Below are 15,893 nucleotides of genomic sequence, written 5' to 3' on the forward strand. Positions count from 1 at the left end.
TGGAAGGGCGATCCGTCTTCGCCTGTGCGCGTCCACGTGTCGCGGCCTGTCGATGGATCGGCTTCTTCCCGTCCTCACGGGAGGAAGCGCACATGACGCACCGCCCCGGCCGACGCCGGATACTCCACCGAGCGCCGTTCCTCCGCGCGCTGTCGGCCGCCACCGCCGCCCTCGCCGCCACCACCTTCATCGCCGGCTGCGGTTCCGGGAAATCGTCGGACGGCGCATCATCCCGGGCCTCTTCCTCGGCCTCGGGATCGCCCGCCGCGTCGTTCCCGGTCACCCTGCGGGCCGCCAACGGCAAGGTCACCATCGCCGCACGGCCCGCGCACATCGTGTCGCTCTCGCCGACCGCGACCGAGGACCTCTACGCCGTCGGCGCGGGCAAGCAGGTCGTCGCCGTCGACGCCGACTCCGACTACCCCGCGAGCGCGCCCGTCACCAGCCTCAGCGGCCTGACCCCGAACATCGAGGCGATCGCCAAGTACAGCCCGGACCTCGTCGTCGCATCCCAGGACTCGGGCGGCCTCGTCGACCGGTTGGGCAAGCTCGGCGTCCCGGTGATGATCGAGCCGGCGGCGGCGACGATCGACGACGCCTACACGCAGATCGACCGGATAGGCCGGGCCACCGGTCACACCGCGCAGGCCGAGCACACCGTCGCCGGGATGAAGTCACGGATAGCCGCAACGCTCAAGCGGGCCGGCAGCCATCACTCCGGCCTCAGCTATTACTGGGAGCTGGGCGCCAGCCCCTACTACTCGGCGACCTCCTCGACCTTCGTGGGCAGGGTGGCGTCGCTGTTCGGCCTCAAGAACGTGGCCGACAAGGCGGACAAGGCGTCCGACGGCGGATACCCCCAGCTCTCGCAGGAGTACATCGTCTCCGCGAAACCGCGGCTGATCTTCCTCGGCGACAGCGGGAAGTCCGACGGCGGGCAGAGCCCGGCGATCGTCTCGGCGCGCCCCGGCTGGTCGGGCATCCCCGCGGTGCGGAGCAAGGCGGTCATCGGCCTCGACGGCGACGTCGCCTCCCGCTGGGGGCCTCGCCTGCCCCAGCTCGTCGACGCGATCGCCCGGGCGGTCGAGAAGGCGCCTTCGCGGTGACGGGGAACGAGCGCAGGCCGTGATCCGTGCAGCCGCCCGCTCCCGCACGGTGCGCCTGTACGCGGTCGCGGTGGTCTTCCTCGCCTGCGCGGTGCTCGTCGGGGCCATGGCCGGGGCGGCGGGCCTCAGCCCCGCGGCCACGGCCGCCGCGCTGCTCGACCGGCTGCCGTTCGTCCATCTGCACTCCGGGCTGAGCCCGCTCGATCACGCGGTGCTGTTCCAGATCCGGCTGCCCCGCGTGGTGCTCGGCGCGCTGGTCGGCGGGGCGCTCTCGCTCGCGGGCGCGGGCTACCAGGGCGTGTTCCGCAACCCGCTCGTCGACTCCTCGCTGCTCGGCTCGTCGGCCGGCGCCGGCCTCGGGGCGACCCTGGCCATCGTCGCGCTGGGCAGCGCGGCGTCGAGTGCCGTGCCCGCGGCCGCGTTCGCCGGGTCGCTCGCCGGGGTGGCCATCGCCTACCTCGTCGGCGTCACGGGCGGCCCCGGCACGTCCACGCTGCTGCTGGCCGGCCTCGCGGTCTCGCTGTTCCTCGCCGCCGTCCAGACGTACGTGCTGCAACGCTCCAGCCAGGACATCCAGCAGGTCTACTCGTGGCTGCTCGGCTCCCTCTCCGCCGCCACCTGGCACCAGACGGGGGAGATCCTGCCCTACCTGGCGGTCGCCGCCGTGGTGGTACTGCTGCACGGCCGCCACCTCGACGTGCTGGCCGTGGGCGACGAGGAGGGCCGCTCCCTCGGCCTGCACCCCGGCAGGATCCGGCTGATCGTCGTGGCGGGGTGCGCGCTGGCCGCGGCGAGCGCCGTGGCGGTCAGCGGGCTGATCGGCTTCGTCGGCATCGTCGTGCCGCACGCGGTCAGGCGGCTGGCCGGCACCTCGTACCGGGTCGTCCTCCCGCTGTCCCTCCTGTTCGGCGGCGGATCCCTGATCCTCGCCGACGCCGCGGCCCGCACGCTGGTGGCACCGGCCGAACTGCCGATCGGCGTCGTGACCGCGCTCGTCGGCTCGCCCGCGTTCGTGCTGATCCTGCGCACCACGCGATCGGTGCGCACATGAGCCGGCCCGCGCCCTCCGTCCCCGGGCAGGCCGGACAGGAACGGCCCGTGCCGACCAGCGCGGCTCCCGGCGGCGCGGCTCCCGGTGACGCGGCTCCCGGCCCGGCCGGGCTCGACGTCACCGGGCTCGACGTCGACCTGGACGGCACCCCGGTCGTGCGTGCCGTGTCCTGCACCGTCGCGCCGGGCGGCTGGCTCGCGCTGATCGGGCCCAACGGCGCCGGCAAGTCGACCGTCCTGCGTGCCATCGCGGGACTGGCCCGCCACCGCGGCACCGTCCTCGTCGGCGGCACCGACGTCGGCGGCCTGCGCGACCGGGAGCGGGCACGGCTGATCGCCTACGTGCCGCAGGCGCCCGTGCTGCCGCCGGACATGACGGTGCGGGAGTACGTGCTCCTCGGCCGGACGCCGCACCTCGGCTACCTGGCGCACCCGGGCGCCCGCGACCAGCGGGCGGGGGAGGAGTCACTCGCCGCGCTCGACCTCACCCGGTTCGCGGACCGCCGGCTGTCCGCGCTCTCCGGCGGGGAGCGACAACGCGTGGCGCTCGCCCGCGCCCTGGCGCAGGAACCCAGGATGCTGCTGCTCGACGAGCCCACCTCGGCGCTCGACCTGGGACACCAGCAGCACGTCCTCGACCTGGTGGACGAGTTGCGCGGCAGCCGGCGGCTGACGGTGGTCAGCACCCTGCACGACCTGACCACCGCCGCCCAGTACGCGCAGCGGCTCGTGCTGCTCGACGGCGGACGCGTCGCCGCGAACGGCACGCCCGCCGAGGTCATCACCGAGGAGCTGATCGCCCGCGTCTACGCGGCGCGCGTGGCGGTGACCCAGGACCCCGAGGGGCGGCCGGTGGTCACCCCGCTGCGCAAACCCTGACGGGTGGCTTCCCGGCTTCCTCAGACCTCCAGGGGGCGGCGCACCCCGGCCGTGGACTCCCTCTCCTCGAGCCAGTGCGGGGCCACGTGCACCTCGAACGGCAGGGGCCGGTCCGAACGGATGCGGACGGCCAGGCACTTCACGGCCAGGGAGGCGATGGCGCTCATGTCGGGGACGACGGTCGTCAGGGACGGCGTGCTGTAGAGGGCCTCCTGCGACCCGTCGAGGCCGGCCAGGGCGATGTCCCCCGGCACGGTCAGGCCCACCTCGTGCACCGCACGCAGCGCCCCGACGGCCAGCGTGTCGCTGAAGCAGAACACCGCGTCGGGCCGTACATCCGCGGGCAGGCCCAGGAGCGCGCGCATCGCCAGCAGGCCGTCACGCCGGTCGAACTCCTCCACAGGCGGCGCCAGCCTGGGGTCGAAGCGCAGCCCCGCCCCGTGCAGCGCCAGCTGGAAGCCCTCAAGACGCTGGCGGCTCGTCGCCGACGCCTTCCTGTCCGCGCCGATGGCCGCGATCCTCGTCCGGCCCAGGCCGGCCAGGTGCGCGGTCGCGTCGCGCGCCGCCGCCGCGTTGTCGATGAGCACGTGGTCGGCGACCACCCGCTCGGTCCCGTAGCTGCGCTCGCCGAGGAGGACCAGCGGGAACGCGTCGGCCACGGGGGCGAGTTCGGTGGCCGTCACGTGCAGTGGCGAGAGGATCACACCGTCGAGCAGCGACGCACCGACCCCGGTGGCCAGGCGCAGCTCCTCCGTCGGGTCCTGGAGCGTCTCCTCGATCAGCACGGTGAGGCCGAGCGCGGTGGCCTCCGTCCGCACGTGGTGGGCGAGGTCGGCGAAGTACGGCGTGGTCAGTTCCGGGACGGCGAGGGCGATCAGGCCGCCGCGCCCCGTACGCAGCCGGCGTGCCGACGGGTTGGGCCGGTAGCCGAGTTCGCGCACGGCACGCGTCACCCGTTCCCGCGTGGCCGCTGACACCCGCGGGGCGTCGCGTACAACGTTGGAAACCGTTTTGATCGACACCCCCGCGCGCTCGGCCACGTCCTTGAGTGTCACTGCTGCCACCGGACGGCCCCTCGCTGAAGTCTCCCCAGAGTATGCACGCGCACGCGCTTTCTGTCAGCAAGTGCCACGGGCTTCAGCTGTTTTCGAACGAAGGGTTGACCCTGCGGACGCCGGGCGGTTACAACGTTGGAACCGATGGCAAGCGCTTGCCGTTGATGCGAGCGGCAGCAAGCGCTTGCCGTGCTCGTCTCACGAGAGGGACCGTATGTCTCCGCATCGTTCGGACGCTCCACTGCGCACGGCCGTGGTCGGCACGGGAGGCATCGCGCGCTCGAGCCACCTGCCCGCCCTGCGCACGCTGGCAGCGGAGGGGAGGACGGAGGTCGTGGCCGCGGTCGACGTGGACGGCCCCGCCGCGCGCGCGTTCGCCGACTCGTTCTCCATCCCGTACGCGTCCACGGACCTCGACGCGATGCTGGCCGAAGTGCGCCCGGATCTCGTGGTGTTGTGCACCCCGCCGGCAGTCCACCGCGAGCAGTCCGTGGCCGCGCTGCGCGCCGGCGCCTGGGTCTGGTGCGAGAAGCCGCCGTGTCCCTCCCTGGCCGACTACGACGCCATCGAGGGCGCGGAGAAGGGCGGCGACGCCGACCCGTACGCGTCGATCGTCTTCCAGCACCGCTTCGGCTCCGGCGCCCGGCACGTGCGGCGCCTGCTGCGCGACGGCGCGTTCGGCCGCCCCCTCGTCGCCCACTGCCAGACCACCTGGTACCGCGACGCCGCCTACTACGCCGTGCCGTGGCGCGGCCGTTGGGCGACGGAGGGCGGCGGTCCCGCGATGGGGCACGGCATTCACCAGACGGACCTGCTGCTCGATCTGATGGGGCCGTGGAGCGAGGTGCGCGGTATGGCGGCAAGGCTCGTGCACGACGTGGAGACCGAGGACGTGTCCACCGCGCAGGTCCGCTTCGAGGGCGGCGCCGTCGCGACGCTGGTGAACAGCGTGGTCTCACCCGACGAGGTCAGCCGGATCCGCATCGACTGCGAGCGGGCCACGATCGAGCTGACCCATCTGTACGGCTACCGCAACGCGGACTGGCGCATCACACCGGCCCCCGGTGTCCCCGAGGCGACCGTGGCGGGCTGGCGCGCGTTCGGCGAGGACGAGCCGAGCTCCCACCTCGCCCAACTGCGCTGCCTCGTCGACGACATCGGGTCCGGGCGGCGCCACTCCACCAGCGGTCCCGGCGGCCGCAGGACGCTGGAGTTCATCACCGCCCTGTACAAGTCCGCGTTCACGGACGCTCCCGTACACGCCGGTGACATCGGCCCGGGCGACCCCTACTACACCGAACTGCACGGCGGCGCCCCCGGCTGGGCGCCGGCCGGCTCCGGCGAGGAGGACCACGCATGACCCTGGCACTGACCCACGTCCACGGCGACCGCGTCACCGTGGCCCACGAGGCCACCGGCACCGAGCTGTTCGCCTACGTGTACCGTCCCGAGGCCGCCTGGGAGGCGCCCAAGCCCTACCTGCACCCGATACGCACGCTGTCCGGCGCGGTCGTCACCGACTACCGCCCCAACGACCACCGCTGGCACAAGGGGCTGCAACTCACTGCCTCGCACCTCTCGGGCCAGAACCTGTGGGGCGGCAACACGTACGTGCACGGCGAGGGCTACCTCGCCCTGCCGGAGAAGATCGGCTCGATGGCGCACACCGGCTTCGAGGAGGTGTCGGCGGACGGCGACCGTGCCGTCATCGCCGAACGCCTGACCTGGCACCCGTACGACGGCGAGCTGTGGGCCGAGGAGGAGCGCCGCGTCGAGGTGTCCGACGTCGACCCGGAAGCCGGCAGCTGGTCGCTCACCTGGACCTCGTCCGTCGTCAACCGGCGTGCGGAGCCGCTGCGCTTCGGCAGTCCCACGACCCACGGCCGGCCCGCCGCGGGCTACACGGGCCTGTTCTGGCGCGGCCCGCGCGCCTTCCGCGGCGGACAGGTCTTCAGCGCCGAGGCGGACGACGGCGACCTGATGGGCACCCAGGCCGCATGGCTGGCGTACGTCGGCGAGCACGACGGGCGGGACGGGCAGGCCACGATGGTCTTCGAGCACGCACCTGCCAACGACCACCGCGGCGACAAGGGCACCCACCCGGCACACTGGTTCGTGCGCAGCGACCCGTTCGCCGCGGTCGCGCCCTCCTGGGCGTTCCACGAGGAGCTCGTCCTCGCCCCCGGTGAGGCACTCAGCCGCGCCTACCGCGTGACCGTCGCCGACGGCGCGTGGGACCGCGACCGGGTGGCCGCCCAGCTGCGCGGGCACGCCTGGTGAGCGCCGCATACGACGGCTTCCCCGGGGCGGTCGGGGTGTCCAGGCTCACCGTGTACGACTGGCCCACCGTCGACGAACTGCCCGGCGGCGGCACACCGCACCTGCACCTCACCTGCACCGAGGGGTACGTGGTGACGGCGGGCCGCGGCACGGTGCAGACACTGACCACCACCGGATACCAGGAGACGCCGCTGGAGCCGGGGACCGTCGCCTGGTTCACACCCGGCACGATCCACCGCCTGACCAACGGCGGCGGCCTGGAGATCACCGTCGTCATGCAGAACAGCGGCCTGCCCGAGGCCGGCGACGCGGTACTCACCCTGCCCCAGGACCTGCTCACCGACCCCGCGACGTACGCGGACGCCGTGCGCATACCTGCCGACGTTCCCGAGGCCGAGCAGGTGGCGGCCGCGCGCACCCGCAGGGACCTGGCCACGCGCCGCTTCCTCCAGTTGCGACAGGCCACCGAGAACGGCGACCCCCGCCCGCTCGCGGCCTTCCACGAGGCGGCCGCCGCGCTCGTACGCCCCCGGCTCGACGCGTGGGAGCAGCGGTGGCGCGAGGGCGCGCACACGGCCGCGCAGGCCACCAGGGCCCAACTCGACGCCCTGCGCGCGCAGGACGCACACCACCTGACCGGGGCCCGGGTCACCGCGACCGGGCCCACCGCACGCGGACGCTTCGGCATGTGCGGCCGCCTGGACGTCTACCCGGGCATCTGACCCGCCTGCCCTCCCGTCCCACCGTCAACGCCCTGTCCCACCGTCCCCGGAAGGCCCCCATGCCCGAGCCCCGAAGCGGCGGGCACCGACCCCCCAGCCGCCGCGCCGTCCTGGCCTCGGCCGCCGTCGGTCTCGGTGCCGCCCTGACCACCACGCTCACCTCATGCTCCACCGCCAGTGGGGAAGCGGGCGGAGGCGGCGTCTCCCTCACGTTCTCCTGGTGGGGCAACGACGACCGTGCCGCGCGCACCGAGAAGGCCGTGCGCCTCTTCGAGAAGGAACACCCAGGCATCACCGTCCGCACGTCCAACGCCGACTTCGGGTCCTACCTGCAGAAGCTGGCCACCCAGGCGGCCGGCGGCGGCATCCCCGACGTGGTCCAGCTCGACTACCGGCAGATCTCGCAGTACGCCGGCAGCGGCGCCATCATGGAGCTGACGAGGCCCGTCGCCGACCGCACGATCCGCACCTCCGAGATCGACGAGGACTTCCTGCGCACCGGCACCTACGGCGGCAAGCTGTACGCCGTGCCCATGGGCCGCGGCATCACCGGGTACGCCTACGACACCAGGATCTACGAGAAGGCCGGCATCCCCGCGCCCAAGCCCTCCTGGACCTGGCAGGAGTGGGCCGAGGACAACAGGAGGATCGCCGCCCTCGGCCTCAGGTCGCCCGACGGGCGGCATGTCACGGGCGCCAACGACGGCGCGGGCAACGAGGACGTCTTCGAGGACTGGCTGCGCAGCCACGGCAAGCAGCTCTACGCGAGCCAGACCCGCCTCGGGTTCACCGAGGACGACCTCACCGACTTCTGGACGTTCTTCGACCGCCTCCGCAGGCAGGGCGCCGTCGCCGCCGCCCGGGACACGTCGCAGGCCATCTCCACCGAGACGTCCCCCATCGGCCGTGGCCTCTCGGCGGCCGACTACACCTGGGACGCGCCGTTCCCCGCCTACACGACGCTGCTCGGCGACTCAGTACGCTTCGCGCCGGTCCCCACGATCGACGGCAAAGCCGGCCAGTACTTCAAGCCGTCGATGCTCGTCGGCGTGGGCGCGCACACCGCCCACCCCAAGGAGGCGGCCCAGCTGGTCGACTTCCTCATCAACGACCGGCGGGCCGGCGACATCCTCGGCTTCACCCGGTCCACACCGCCCAACCGGGCGATCGCCACCCGCGTCGCCAAGACCCTCAAGGGGGCGGAGCGGGAGATCTACGACTACGCGGTGATGATGGAGAAGTACGGCCTCTCCGCACCGCCGACCGCGCCACCGCGCGGCGACGTCGCCATCGACACCGCCTTCGGGCGCGAGTACGAGCGCGTCGGGTACCAGCTCGCCACCCCACGCGAGGCGGCGCGCGAACTCATCAACGCGGCCAACCGGGAGCTGAGGTCATGAGCACCGTGTCCACCAGGGCGCCCGCGCGCGCCCCACGCACCACGCAGTCCCGGCCGGAGGCAGGACGGCGCCGCCGCCGGCGCGAACAGCAGTGGCCCGCCTACGTGTTCCTCTCACCGTGGATGATCGGCGCGGTCGTGCTGACCCTGGCGCCGATGGCCGTGTCCCTGTACCTGTCGTTCACGGACTACAACCTTTTCGACCCGCCGCACTGGATCGGCCTGCGCAACTACACCGAGATGCTCACCGACGACCCCCGCTACTGGCGGTCGGTCGGCACCACGATGCTGTACGTGGTGATCGCGGTGCCGCTCAAGCTGGGCGTCGCGCTCGGTGCGGCGATGCTGCTGAAGAACCTCGGACGCGGCCGCGCCTTCTACCGCTCCGCCTTCTACGCGCCGTCGCTGCTCGGTGCGAGCATGTCCATCGCCCTGGTGTGGAAGGCGCTGTTCAACGACGGCGGATCGGTCTCCGGCCTCCTCGGCGCGGTCGGCATCCACGCCGGCGGCTGGGTCGGCAACCCGCACCTCGCGGTGTACGTGGTGGTCCTGCTGACGGTGTGGCAGTTCGGCGCCCCCATGGTGATCTTCCTGGCGGGGCTGCAGCAGATCTCGCCCGACCTCTACGAGGCCGCCTCGCTCGACGGGGCGGGCCGGTGGCGGCAGTTCGTCTCCGTCACCGTGCCGATGCTCTCCCCGGTCGTCTTCTTCAACCTGGTCCTGGAGACCATCCAGTCCTTCCAGGTGTTCACGCCGGCCTTCGTCATCACCGGCGGCAAGGGCGGCCCCGCCGACTCGACGAACTTCTACACGCTCTACCTCTACGAGCGCGGCTTCACCGCCTCGCACATGGGCTACGCGTCGGCGATGGCCTGGCTGCTGCTGATCGCCATCGCCCTCGTCACCCTGATCCTCTTCAGGACGTCCAGGTCCTGGGTCTTCTACGCGGGGGAGGACGGACGATGAACCCGGCCGTCAAACGATGGGTGCCGCACACGATCGCCCTCGTGTGCCTGCTCGTGCTGCTGTACCCCCTGCTGTGGCTCCTCGCCACCTCGCTCAAACCGGCCGACGAGGTGGTCACCAGCCTCCATCTATGGCCGAGCCACCTGGACTGGTCGAACTACACGACCGCCCTCGACGGTGTGTCCGGCGTGTCCGTCACCCGGCTGCTCGGCAACACCCTCCTGATCGCCGGGGGCGCCGTCGTCGGCAACGTCCTGTCCTGCTCGCTGGCCGCTTACGCCTTCGCGCGGCTGCGGTTCAGGATGCGCGGGCCCATGTTCACGTTCATGGTGGCGACGCTGATGCTTCCGCAGCACGTCATCCTCATCCCGCAGTACATCATCTTCAACCGTCTTGGCATGGTGGACACGTACTGGCCGCTGATCCTTCCGAAGTTCCTCGCCACCGACGCGTTCTTCGTCTTCCTCATCGTCCAGTTCATGCGCAACCTGCCGCGCGAGCTGGAGGAGTCGGCGCGCATCGACGGCTGCGGCGCGTTCCGCACGTACTGGGCCATCACACTGCCGCTGAGCCGGCCCGCGCTCATCACCACGGCCATCTTCACGTTCATCTGGACGTGGAACGACTTCTTCACGCAGCTCATCTACCTGTTCGCGCCGGAGAAGTTCACCATCACCCTGGCCCTGCGCAGCTTCGTCGACCAGTCGAGCACCTCCGCGTACGGGCCGATGTTCGCCATGTCGGTGATCTCCGTGCTGCCCATCGTGCTGTTCTTCTTCGTCTTCCAGCGCTACCTCGTGCAGGGCATGGCCACCTCAGGACTGAAGGGCTGATCCCATGAGCCAGGTCACCGACCACCCCGCACGCAGGCGCCGGGAGCCCGGCGAGGTGTTCGGGAGCGGCTTCACCCTCTTCGCCGACATGCTGCTCGTGGGGTTGCTCACCAGCCTCGCCAGCGTGCCGGTCGTCACGGCCCCCGCCGCGTTCGCCGCCGCGTCGGCGACGCTGCGGGGGAGCGCGGAGGACGGCCTGCCGGTCAAGGCCGGCGCGTACGCCGCCCACCTGCGGGCGGGACTGAGCGCGGGCTCCCTCGTCCGCGGGCTGCTCCCGCCGCTCCTCGCCGTGCTCGTGGTGGTCGACACCGGCCTGCTGCGCAGCGCGCTGCCGGGAGCGCACGTCATGGCCCCCGCGCTCGTCCTGCTCGTCCTGGGCGCGGCGGCCGTGGGGCTGCGCGCGACCGCGGTGGCGGCGCCGCGCCGGCTGTCGCTGCGGGAAGGGCTGCTGCGCTCGGTCGCCGACCCGCGCGGCACCCTGCTGCTCGCCGGCGCCGCGCTGCTGGCCGGGCTGCTCGCCTGGTCGATGCCGCTGCTCGTCCCCCTGCTGCCGGGACCGCTCGCCTTCGCCGCGACGGCCGTGGACATGCGCTCCATGCGCGCCGCACCGCGCGAGCGGCCCCGCCGCTGACCGGGGCTGCGGGGCCGTGGGTTCGCCCCGGCTCAGCCCAGTGCGAACTTCTGCGCGGCGGTCCCGTTGCAGTCGTGGATCTGCAGGCGGGTGCCGTTGGCGGTGGCGCCGTCCGTGGCGTCGAGGCAGCGTCCGGACTGGGGGTTGAGCAGCGAGCCGTCGGCCTGCTGCACCCACACCTGACCGCCCGCGCTGTCGCAGTCCCACAGCTGCACCGGCGTGTTCTGCGCGGTGCCGTTGCCCGCGATGTCCAGGCAACGGCTCAGCGTAGTCAGCCTGTTGGTGGAGGTGTGCACCCAGTGCTGGTCCTTCGCGTAGGACTGGCAGTCCCACAGCTCCGCTGCCTTGCCGTTGCCGCCGATGTCGTCGCCGTAGACGTCCAGGCACTTCCTGGCCGGGCCCGTGACCATCGAGCCGCCGCCGATGTCGAACTTCTGCGCGGCGGTCCCGTTGCAGTCGTGGATCTGCAGGCGGGTGCCGTTGGCCGTGGCCCCGTCCGTGGCGTCGAGGCAGCGTCCTGACTGGGGGTTGAGCAGCGAGCCGTCCGCCTGCTGCACCCACTTCTGCCCGCCGACCCCGTTGCAGTCCCACAGCTGGACCTTCGCGTCCTGGGCGGTGGAGTTGCCGGCGATGTCCATGCAACGCCCCAGCGTGCGCAGCGATCCGTCGGAGTCGTGCGTCCAGTGCTGGTCGGCGGCGTAGGACTGGCAGTCCCACAGCTGCACGGCCGTGCCCTTGCCCGCCACGTCGTCGCCGCTCACGTCGACGCACTTCCCGCCTGGCGCGGCGATCGCCGACGGCGCGACGCCCGCGGTGTCGCCCGCGTACCCGGCGGACACGATGCTCGACTGGACGGACGCGTCGGTGGCGTCGGAGGCGTAGCCGGAGGTGATCGCGCCCTCGAAGAACGACCCGACACCCCTGTTGCTGTTGTCGCCGCCGGTGCCCAGCACGATCGAGCCCTCCTGGCGCATGGGCGCGTATCCCGGCGGCAGCGGCCCGTTCCACCACGTCGTGAGGCCGCCCGACCGGCTGTCGCCGCCCTTGAGCGCGAACGACGTCTGCCCGTCGTTCTTCAGCACGGCCGTGACGAAGGGGCTCGAGTTGCCGCCGTTGCGGCTGTGGGCGTTGGTGTCCGCCTGGAAGATGCCGTTCTCCAGGTCGGCCTGGACCCAGGGTCCGTCGCCCTGGCACGGGTCGCAGGCGTGGGCCGTGGACATGTTGAGTGCGTCCATGTGGCCGGCGCCGGTGTCGTTCTCGATCGCCTCGACGTTGCCGAAGTCGAAGCAGCACCCGCGGTCGGCGTGCGTGCCACTGGTCACCATGTACATCGATTCGGGTTTCCCGTCGGTGGCGACCCCGGAGCCGACGGGGTGCCGGTAGCCCATCCCCGGCGCGATGTAGACGCCGTACACCGCGTGCCCGTCCACGGTGACGTGCAGCGCGTCGGCCAGGGCGCCGACATCGGCCGCACCGGCGGTGCCCTTGCCGGCGATCAGGAGATCGTTGTGGCGCGGTGACTGGTCGTAGATCTCGCTGATGACGCAGGTGGCGCCGGTGCAGAAGGCGTTCTGGGCGGCCGCGTCGGCGTAGCCGCCGGGCGTGAGCAGCCCGATGTCGTGCTTGGCGCCGTCCTGCACCCGGGTGACCTGGTACAGGCTGCCGTCGTAGGAGGTGTAGAGGGCGCGGACGGTGCTGAACGCGCCCACGCAGGGTGTGCCCGCGTCGCCGTACACGTCGCAGGGCAGCGAGCCGGCGGCGCTCGCGGTGCCGGTGGCGCCCAGCAGCAGGCCCGTCGTCAGGACCAGCGCCGCGCCGAGGGTCAGCAGGACGCGGTGGGCGCGGCCCAGCGCGGCGCGCCATCGGGTGGGTGGGGGATGTGCGGTCATCGTCGGCCTCTTCTCCGTGGGGGAGTTCGGGCGGTTCTCGCCGTGCAGGCGTGCGAGGGGCGGGCGGCCGGTGTCGAGTCGGCGCCTGACCACTGCTCATACGATTCAGCAGCTTTGAAGCTAGAGCTGCCGCCTGCGGCCGTCAACCCTCCAAGACGGTCAAATAAGCCTGACGGTAAGGGGTTTGGCCAGGCTTGACGCGCTCGTCGACGGCGCCTACCGTCCGATCTGCTGAAACGTTGAAGCATCTGAGCCGTCCCGGCGGGGCAGCCGTGGCGGGCGGAGCCGGAAAGGGGTGCGGCATGCCGGACGCGGCCAAGCGCGCCAACGTCACGCTCAGGGACCTCGCCACGTCCGTCGGGGTCTCGCAGAGCGCGGTGTCCATGGCCCTGTCCGACCACCCGCGCATCAGCGAGCCCACGAAGCGGGCCGTGCGGGCCGCCGCGGCCCGGCTCGGCTACGTCCCGAACTCCGCCGGCAGGGCGCTGCGCGCCGGGCGTTCGACGTCCATCGCCCTGGTCGTCCCCCAGACCGGCCGGCACGTGTTCGGCCATCCCTACTTCATGCACCTGCTGGTGGGCGTCACCGAAGAGGCCAACGCGCGTGACACGGCGCTGATGGTGTCGACCAACCCCGACGAGACGCACGGCATGGCCGCCTACGAACGCGTGCTGCGCTCCCAGGCCGCGTCGGGCGCGATCGTCGCGTCGGCGTCGATCAGCGACCCGAACGTGAACCGCATGGTGGACGCGGCCCTGCCGGTGGTGCTCGTGGGGCGGTTCGCGCACCTGCCGCACGCGGCGAGCGTCGGCACCGACGAGATCGCCGGCGCCGCCGCCGTCACCCGCCACCTCGTCCAGGACCACGGCCTGACCCGCATCGCGCACATCAGCGGGCCGCTCGACCACCAGACGGCGGTGGACAGGTACGAGGGCTTCCGCGGCGCCCTGGCCGCCTCGGGGAGGCCCTGCACCCACACGCTCGCCGCGGGCGACTTCAGCGAGGAGTCGGGCCGCGCGGCCGCACGGCAGGTGCTGGACAGCATGGCCGACCTCCAGGCGATCTTCGCCGCCAACGACGAGATGGCCCACGGCGCCATGCTGGAGATCCGCTCGCGCGGGCTGCGTGTCCCCGAGGACATCGCGCTGGCCGGCTACGACGACTTCGGCGTCTCCCGGCTGACGACCCCCGGCATCACCACCGTCCACGTGCCCGCGCAGGCGCTCGGCCGCAGAGCCGCGTCCGTCCTGTTCGCGCTACTCGACGGCGTGGCGCCCGACCCCCTGCACACCGTCCTGCCGTTCGAGCTCGTCGTACGCGAGTCCTGCGGCAGCCACCACGGCTGAAGTGCCGCTCACGGATCCGGAGACACGTGTGTTCACCTGCACCGCGACCCTCGACCCCGCCTTCACCATCGCGCCCGTGCCACCACGCCTGTTCGGGTCGTTCGTCGAGCACATGGGCCGCTGCGTCTACGGCGGGATCCACGAACCGGGCCACCCGGAGGCGGACGCCGACGGCCTGCGGCTCGACGTCGTCGAACTGACACGTGAGCTCGGTGTCAGAGCCGTGCGCTACCCGGGCGGCAACTTCGTCTCCGGCCACCGCTGGGAGGACGGCGTCGGTCCGCGCGCCGAACGCCCGAGGACGCTCGACCTTGCGTGGCGGTCCATCGAGCCGAACACCTTCGGGCTGAACGAGTTCATGGCCTGGACCCGCCTGGCCGGAGTCGAGCCGATCATGGCGGTCAACCTCGGCACCCGTGGCGTCCAGGATGCCTGCGACCTCCTGGAGTACGCCAACTTCCCGGGTGGGACGCGCTGCTCGGACCTGCGCATCGCCCACGGTGTGCGTGAGCCGCACCGCATCCGCACCTGGTGCCTGGGCAACGAGATGGACGGCCCCTGGCAGATCGGGCACAAGACGGCCACCGAGTACGGCCGGCTGGCCGCCGAGACGGCGAAGGCCATGCGTCGCGTCGACCCGGACATCGAACTCGTCGCCTGCGGCAGTTCCAACGAGCGGATGGAGACGTTCGGCAGCTGGGAGGCCCAGGTGCTCGACGAGGCCTACGACGTCGTCGACCACATCTCCCTGCACGCCTACTTCGAGCAGCACGGCGACGACCGCGCCGGCTTCCTCGCCTCCGCGCAGGTGATGGACTCCTTCATCGACGGTGTCGTCGCGACCTGCGACCACATCGCCGCCAAGCGGCGCTCCACACGCAGGCTGACCCTGGCGTTCGACGAGTGGAACGTGTGGCACGAGAGCCGGCACGCCGGCCAGGACGGCCCGCGGTGGGCGCGCGCGCCGCGGCTGATCGAGGAGGAGTACACCACCGAGGACGCGGTCGTGGTCGGCAACCTGCTGATGAGCCTGTTGCGCCACAGCGACCGGGTGGCCATCGGCTGCCTCGCCCAGCTCGTCAACGTCATCGCGCCGATCAGGACCGAGCCGGGGTCAGCGGCCTGGCGGCAGACCGTCTTCCACCCCTTCGCCCTCACCGCACGGCACGCCAGCGGCGAGGTCCTGCGGGTCGAGCCGGTCTCGCCGATGCTGCACTCCACCACGATCGGCGACGTGGCCGCGGTCGACGTCGCCGCCACCCGCGATCCGGAGACGGGCGGGACCACGATCTTCGCCGTCAACCGTGACGAGCGGCAGCCGGCCGCCCTTCGGCTGCGCATGGCCGAAGGCGGGCGCCAGGTCGTCGAACACGTCGTCCTCGGCGGCCGCGACCTGCGGGCGACGAACACGCGGGACGCGCCGCGCCGCGTCGAACCGCGCGGCTCGACGGCCCATTCCACCGAGCCCGGCGGCCTGACCGCGCGGCTGCCGCCGGTGTCCTGGTCCATGATCCGCACGGCACCGCGATCGGCCGTGACGCGGTAAGGACCGCACCCCCGAGGACCCCAATTTTAGTTTATTAGTAATTAACGTTGACAGTGCGCGGGCGCCGGTCACAGTCTTCATGCCGACGCCGCGGCCGACCCGGTTCGGCGGGCGTTCCCGTCCCTTCGAACATCGGGAGAACCAACGTGACTTCCCCACGTGCAGGAGCGCCGCGCGCCCGCCGTGCCGCG

14 protein-coding genes are annotated in these 15,893 nt (G+C 72.3%); 12 read left to right on the forward strand and 2 right to left on the reverse strand.

The features are described from left to right. The first annotated feature begins 92 nt into the window (after positions 1-92). Genes JFN87_RS06260 through JFN87_RS06270 form a run of 3 tightly spaced genes read left to right on the forward strand, consistent with a single transcriptional unit; the run spans position 93 to position 3,035 of the window. Entirely contained in the window at positions 93-1,106 is a 1,014-nt protein-coding gene (locus JFN87_RS06260) for an ABC transporter substrate-binding protein (protein WP_209338878.1), read from the forward strand. 19 nt (positions 1,107-1,125) lie between these two features. Then, entirely contained in the window at positions 1,126-2,157 is a 1,032-nt protein-coding gene (locus JFN87_RS06265; RefSeq protein WP_209338879.1) for a FecCD family ABC transporter permease, read from the forward strand. A 47-nt stretch (positions 2,158-2,204) separates the two neighbouring features. Beyond that, positions 2,205-3,035: an ABC transporter ATP-binding protein gene (locus tag JFN87_RS06270; protein WP_307865325.1), complete on the forward strand. Its 831-nt coding sequence runs from the start codon at positions 2,205-2,207 to the stop codon at positions 3,033-3,035. A 20-nt stretch (positions 3,036-3,055) separates the two neighbouring features. On the opposite strand, the gene JFN87_RS06275 is transcribed toward JFN87_RS06270, so the two are convergent. Continuing rightward, positions 3,056-4,099: a LacI family DNA-binding transcriptional regulator gene (locus JFN87_RS06275; protein WP_209338881.1), complete on the reverse strand. Its 1,044-nt coding sequence runs from the start codon at positions 4,097-4,099 to the stop codon at positions 3,056-3,058. Positions 4,100-4,304: 205 nt separating this feature from the next. On the opposite strand from JFN87_RS06275, the gene JFN87_RS06280 reads away from it, so the two are divergent. Genes JFN87_RS06280 through JFN87_RS06310 form a run of 7 tightly spaced genes read left to right on the forward strand, consistent with a single transcriptional unit; the run spans position 4,305 to position 10,921 of the window. Further along, entirely contained in the window at positions 4,305-5,450 is a 1,146-nt protein-coding gene (locus tag JFN87_RS06280) for a Gfo/Idh/MocA family protein (RefSeq protein WP_209338882.1), read from the forward strand. Further along, positions 5,447-6,370 (forward strand): DUF6807 domain-containing protein, encoded by a 924-nt coding sequence (locus JFN87_RS06285; RefSeq protein ID WP_209338883.1) that lies wholly within the window; start codon positions 5,447-5,449, stop codon positions 6,368-6,370. The genes JFN87_RS06280 and JFN87_RS06285 overlap by 4 nt, the downstream gene beginning before the upstream one ends. Further along, positions 6,367-7,092, forward strand: a complete 726-nt coding sequence (locus tag JFN87_RS06290; RefSeq protein WP_209338884.1) for a cupin domain-containing protein — start codon at positions 6,367-6,369, stop codon at positions 7,090-7,092. Before JFN87_RS06285 ends, JFN87_RS06290 begins: the two co-directional genes overlap by 4 nt. Positions 7,093-7,151: 59 nt before the next feature. After that, positions 7,152-8,492, forward strand: a complete 1,341-nt coding sequence (locus JFN87_RS06295) for an ABC transporter substrate-binding protein (protein ID WP_209338885.1) — start codon at positions 7,152-7,154, stop codon at positions 8,490-8,492. Beyond that, positions 8,489-9,457 carry a carbohydrate ABC transporter permease gene (locus JFN87_RS06300; RefSeq protein WP_209338886.1) on the forward strand — a complete coding sequence of 323 codons (969 nt, stop codon included), beginning with the start codon at positions 8,489-8,491 and terminating at the stop codon, positions 9,455-9,457. The genes JFN87_RS06295 and JFN87_RS06300 overlap by 4 nt, the downstream gene beginning before the upstream one ends. After that, a complete protein-coding gene (locus tag JFN87_RS06305) occupies positions 9,454-10,290 on the forward strand; it encodes a carbohydrate ABC transporter permease (protein ID WP_209338887.1) in 837 nt (278 codons plus the stop codon). Before JFN87_RS06300 ends, JFN87_RS06305 begins: the two co-directional genes overlap by 4 nt. 4 nt (positions 10,291-10,294) lie before the next feature. Continuing rightward, the gene (locus JFN87_RS06310; protein ID WP_209338888.1) at positions 10,295-10,921 is read left to right on the forward strand and encodes a hypothetical protein; all 627 of its coding nucleotides are present in this window, start codon (positions 10,295-10,297) and stop codon (positions 10,919-10,921) included. A 32-nt stretch (positions 10,922-10,953) separates the two neighbouring features. Here the strand turns inward: JFN87_RS06310 and JFN87_RS06315 are convergent, their stop codons facing one another. After that, a complete protein-coding gene (locus tag JFN87_RS06315; protein ID WP_209338889.1) occupies positions 10,954-12,810 on the reverse strand; it encodes an arabinofuranosidase catalytic domain-containing protein in 1,857 nt (618 codons plus the stop codon). A gap of 302 nt (positions 12,811-13,112) precedes the next feature. On the opposite strand from JFN87_RS06315, the gene JFN87_RS06320 reads away from it, so the two are divergent. Further along, positions 13,113-14,156, forward strand: coding sequence for a LacI family DNA-binding transcriptional regulator (locus JFN87_RS06320; protein WP_209338890.1), 1,044 nt, complete (start codon positions 13,113-13,115; stop codon positions 14,154-14,156). Between the two features lie 28 nt (positions 14,157-14,184). Continuing rightward, positions 14,185-15,702: an arabinosylfuranosidase ArfA gene (gene arfA / locus JFN87_RS06325; RefSeq protein ID WP_307865326.1), complete on the forward strand. Its 1,518-nt coding sequence runs from the start codon at positions 14,185-14,187 to the stop codon at positions 15,700-15,702. Positions 15,703-15,893: the final 191 nt, after the last annotated feature.

Source organism: Streptomyces montanisoli, from assembly GCF_017813245.1.
Taxonomy (GTDB): domain Bacteria; phylum Actinomycetota; class Actinomycetes; order Streptomycetales; family Streptomycetaceae; genus Streptomyces; species Streptomyces montanisoli.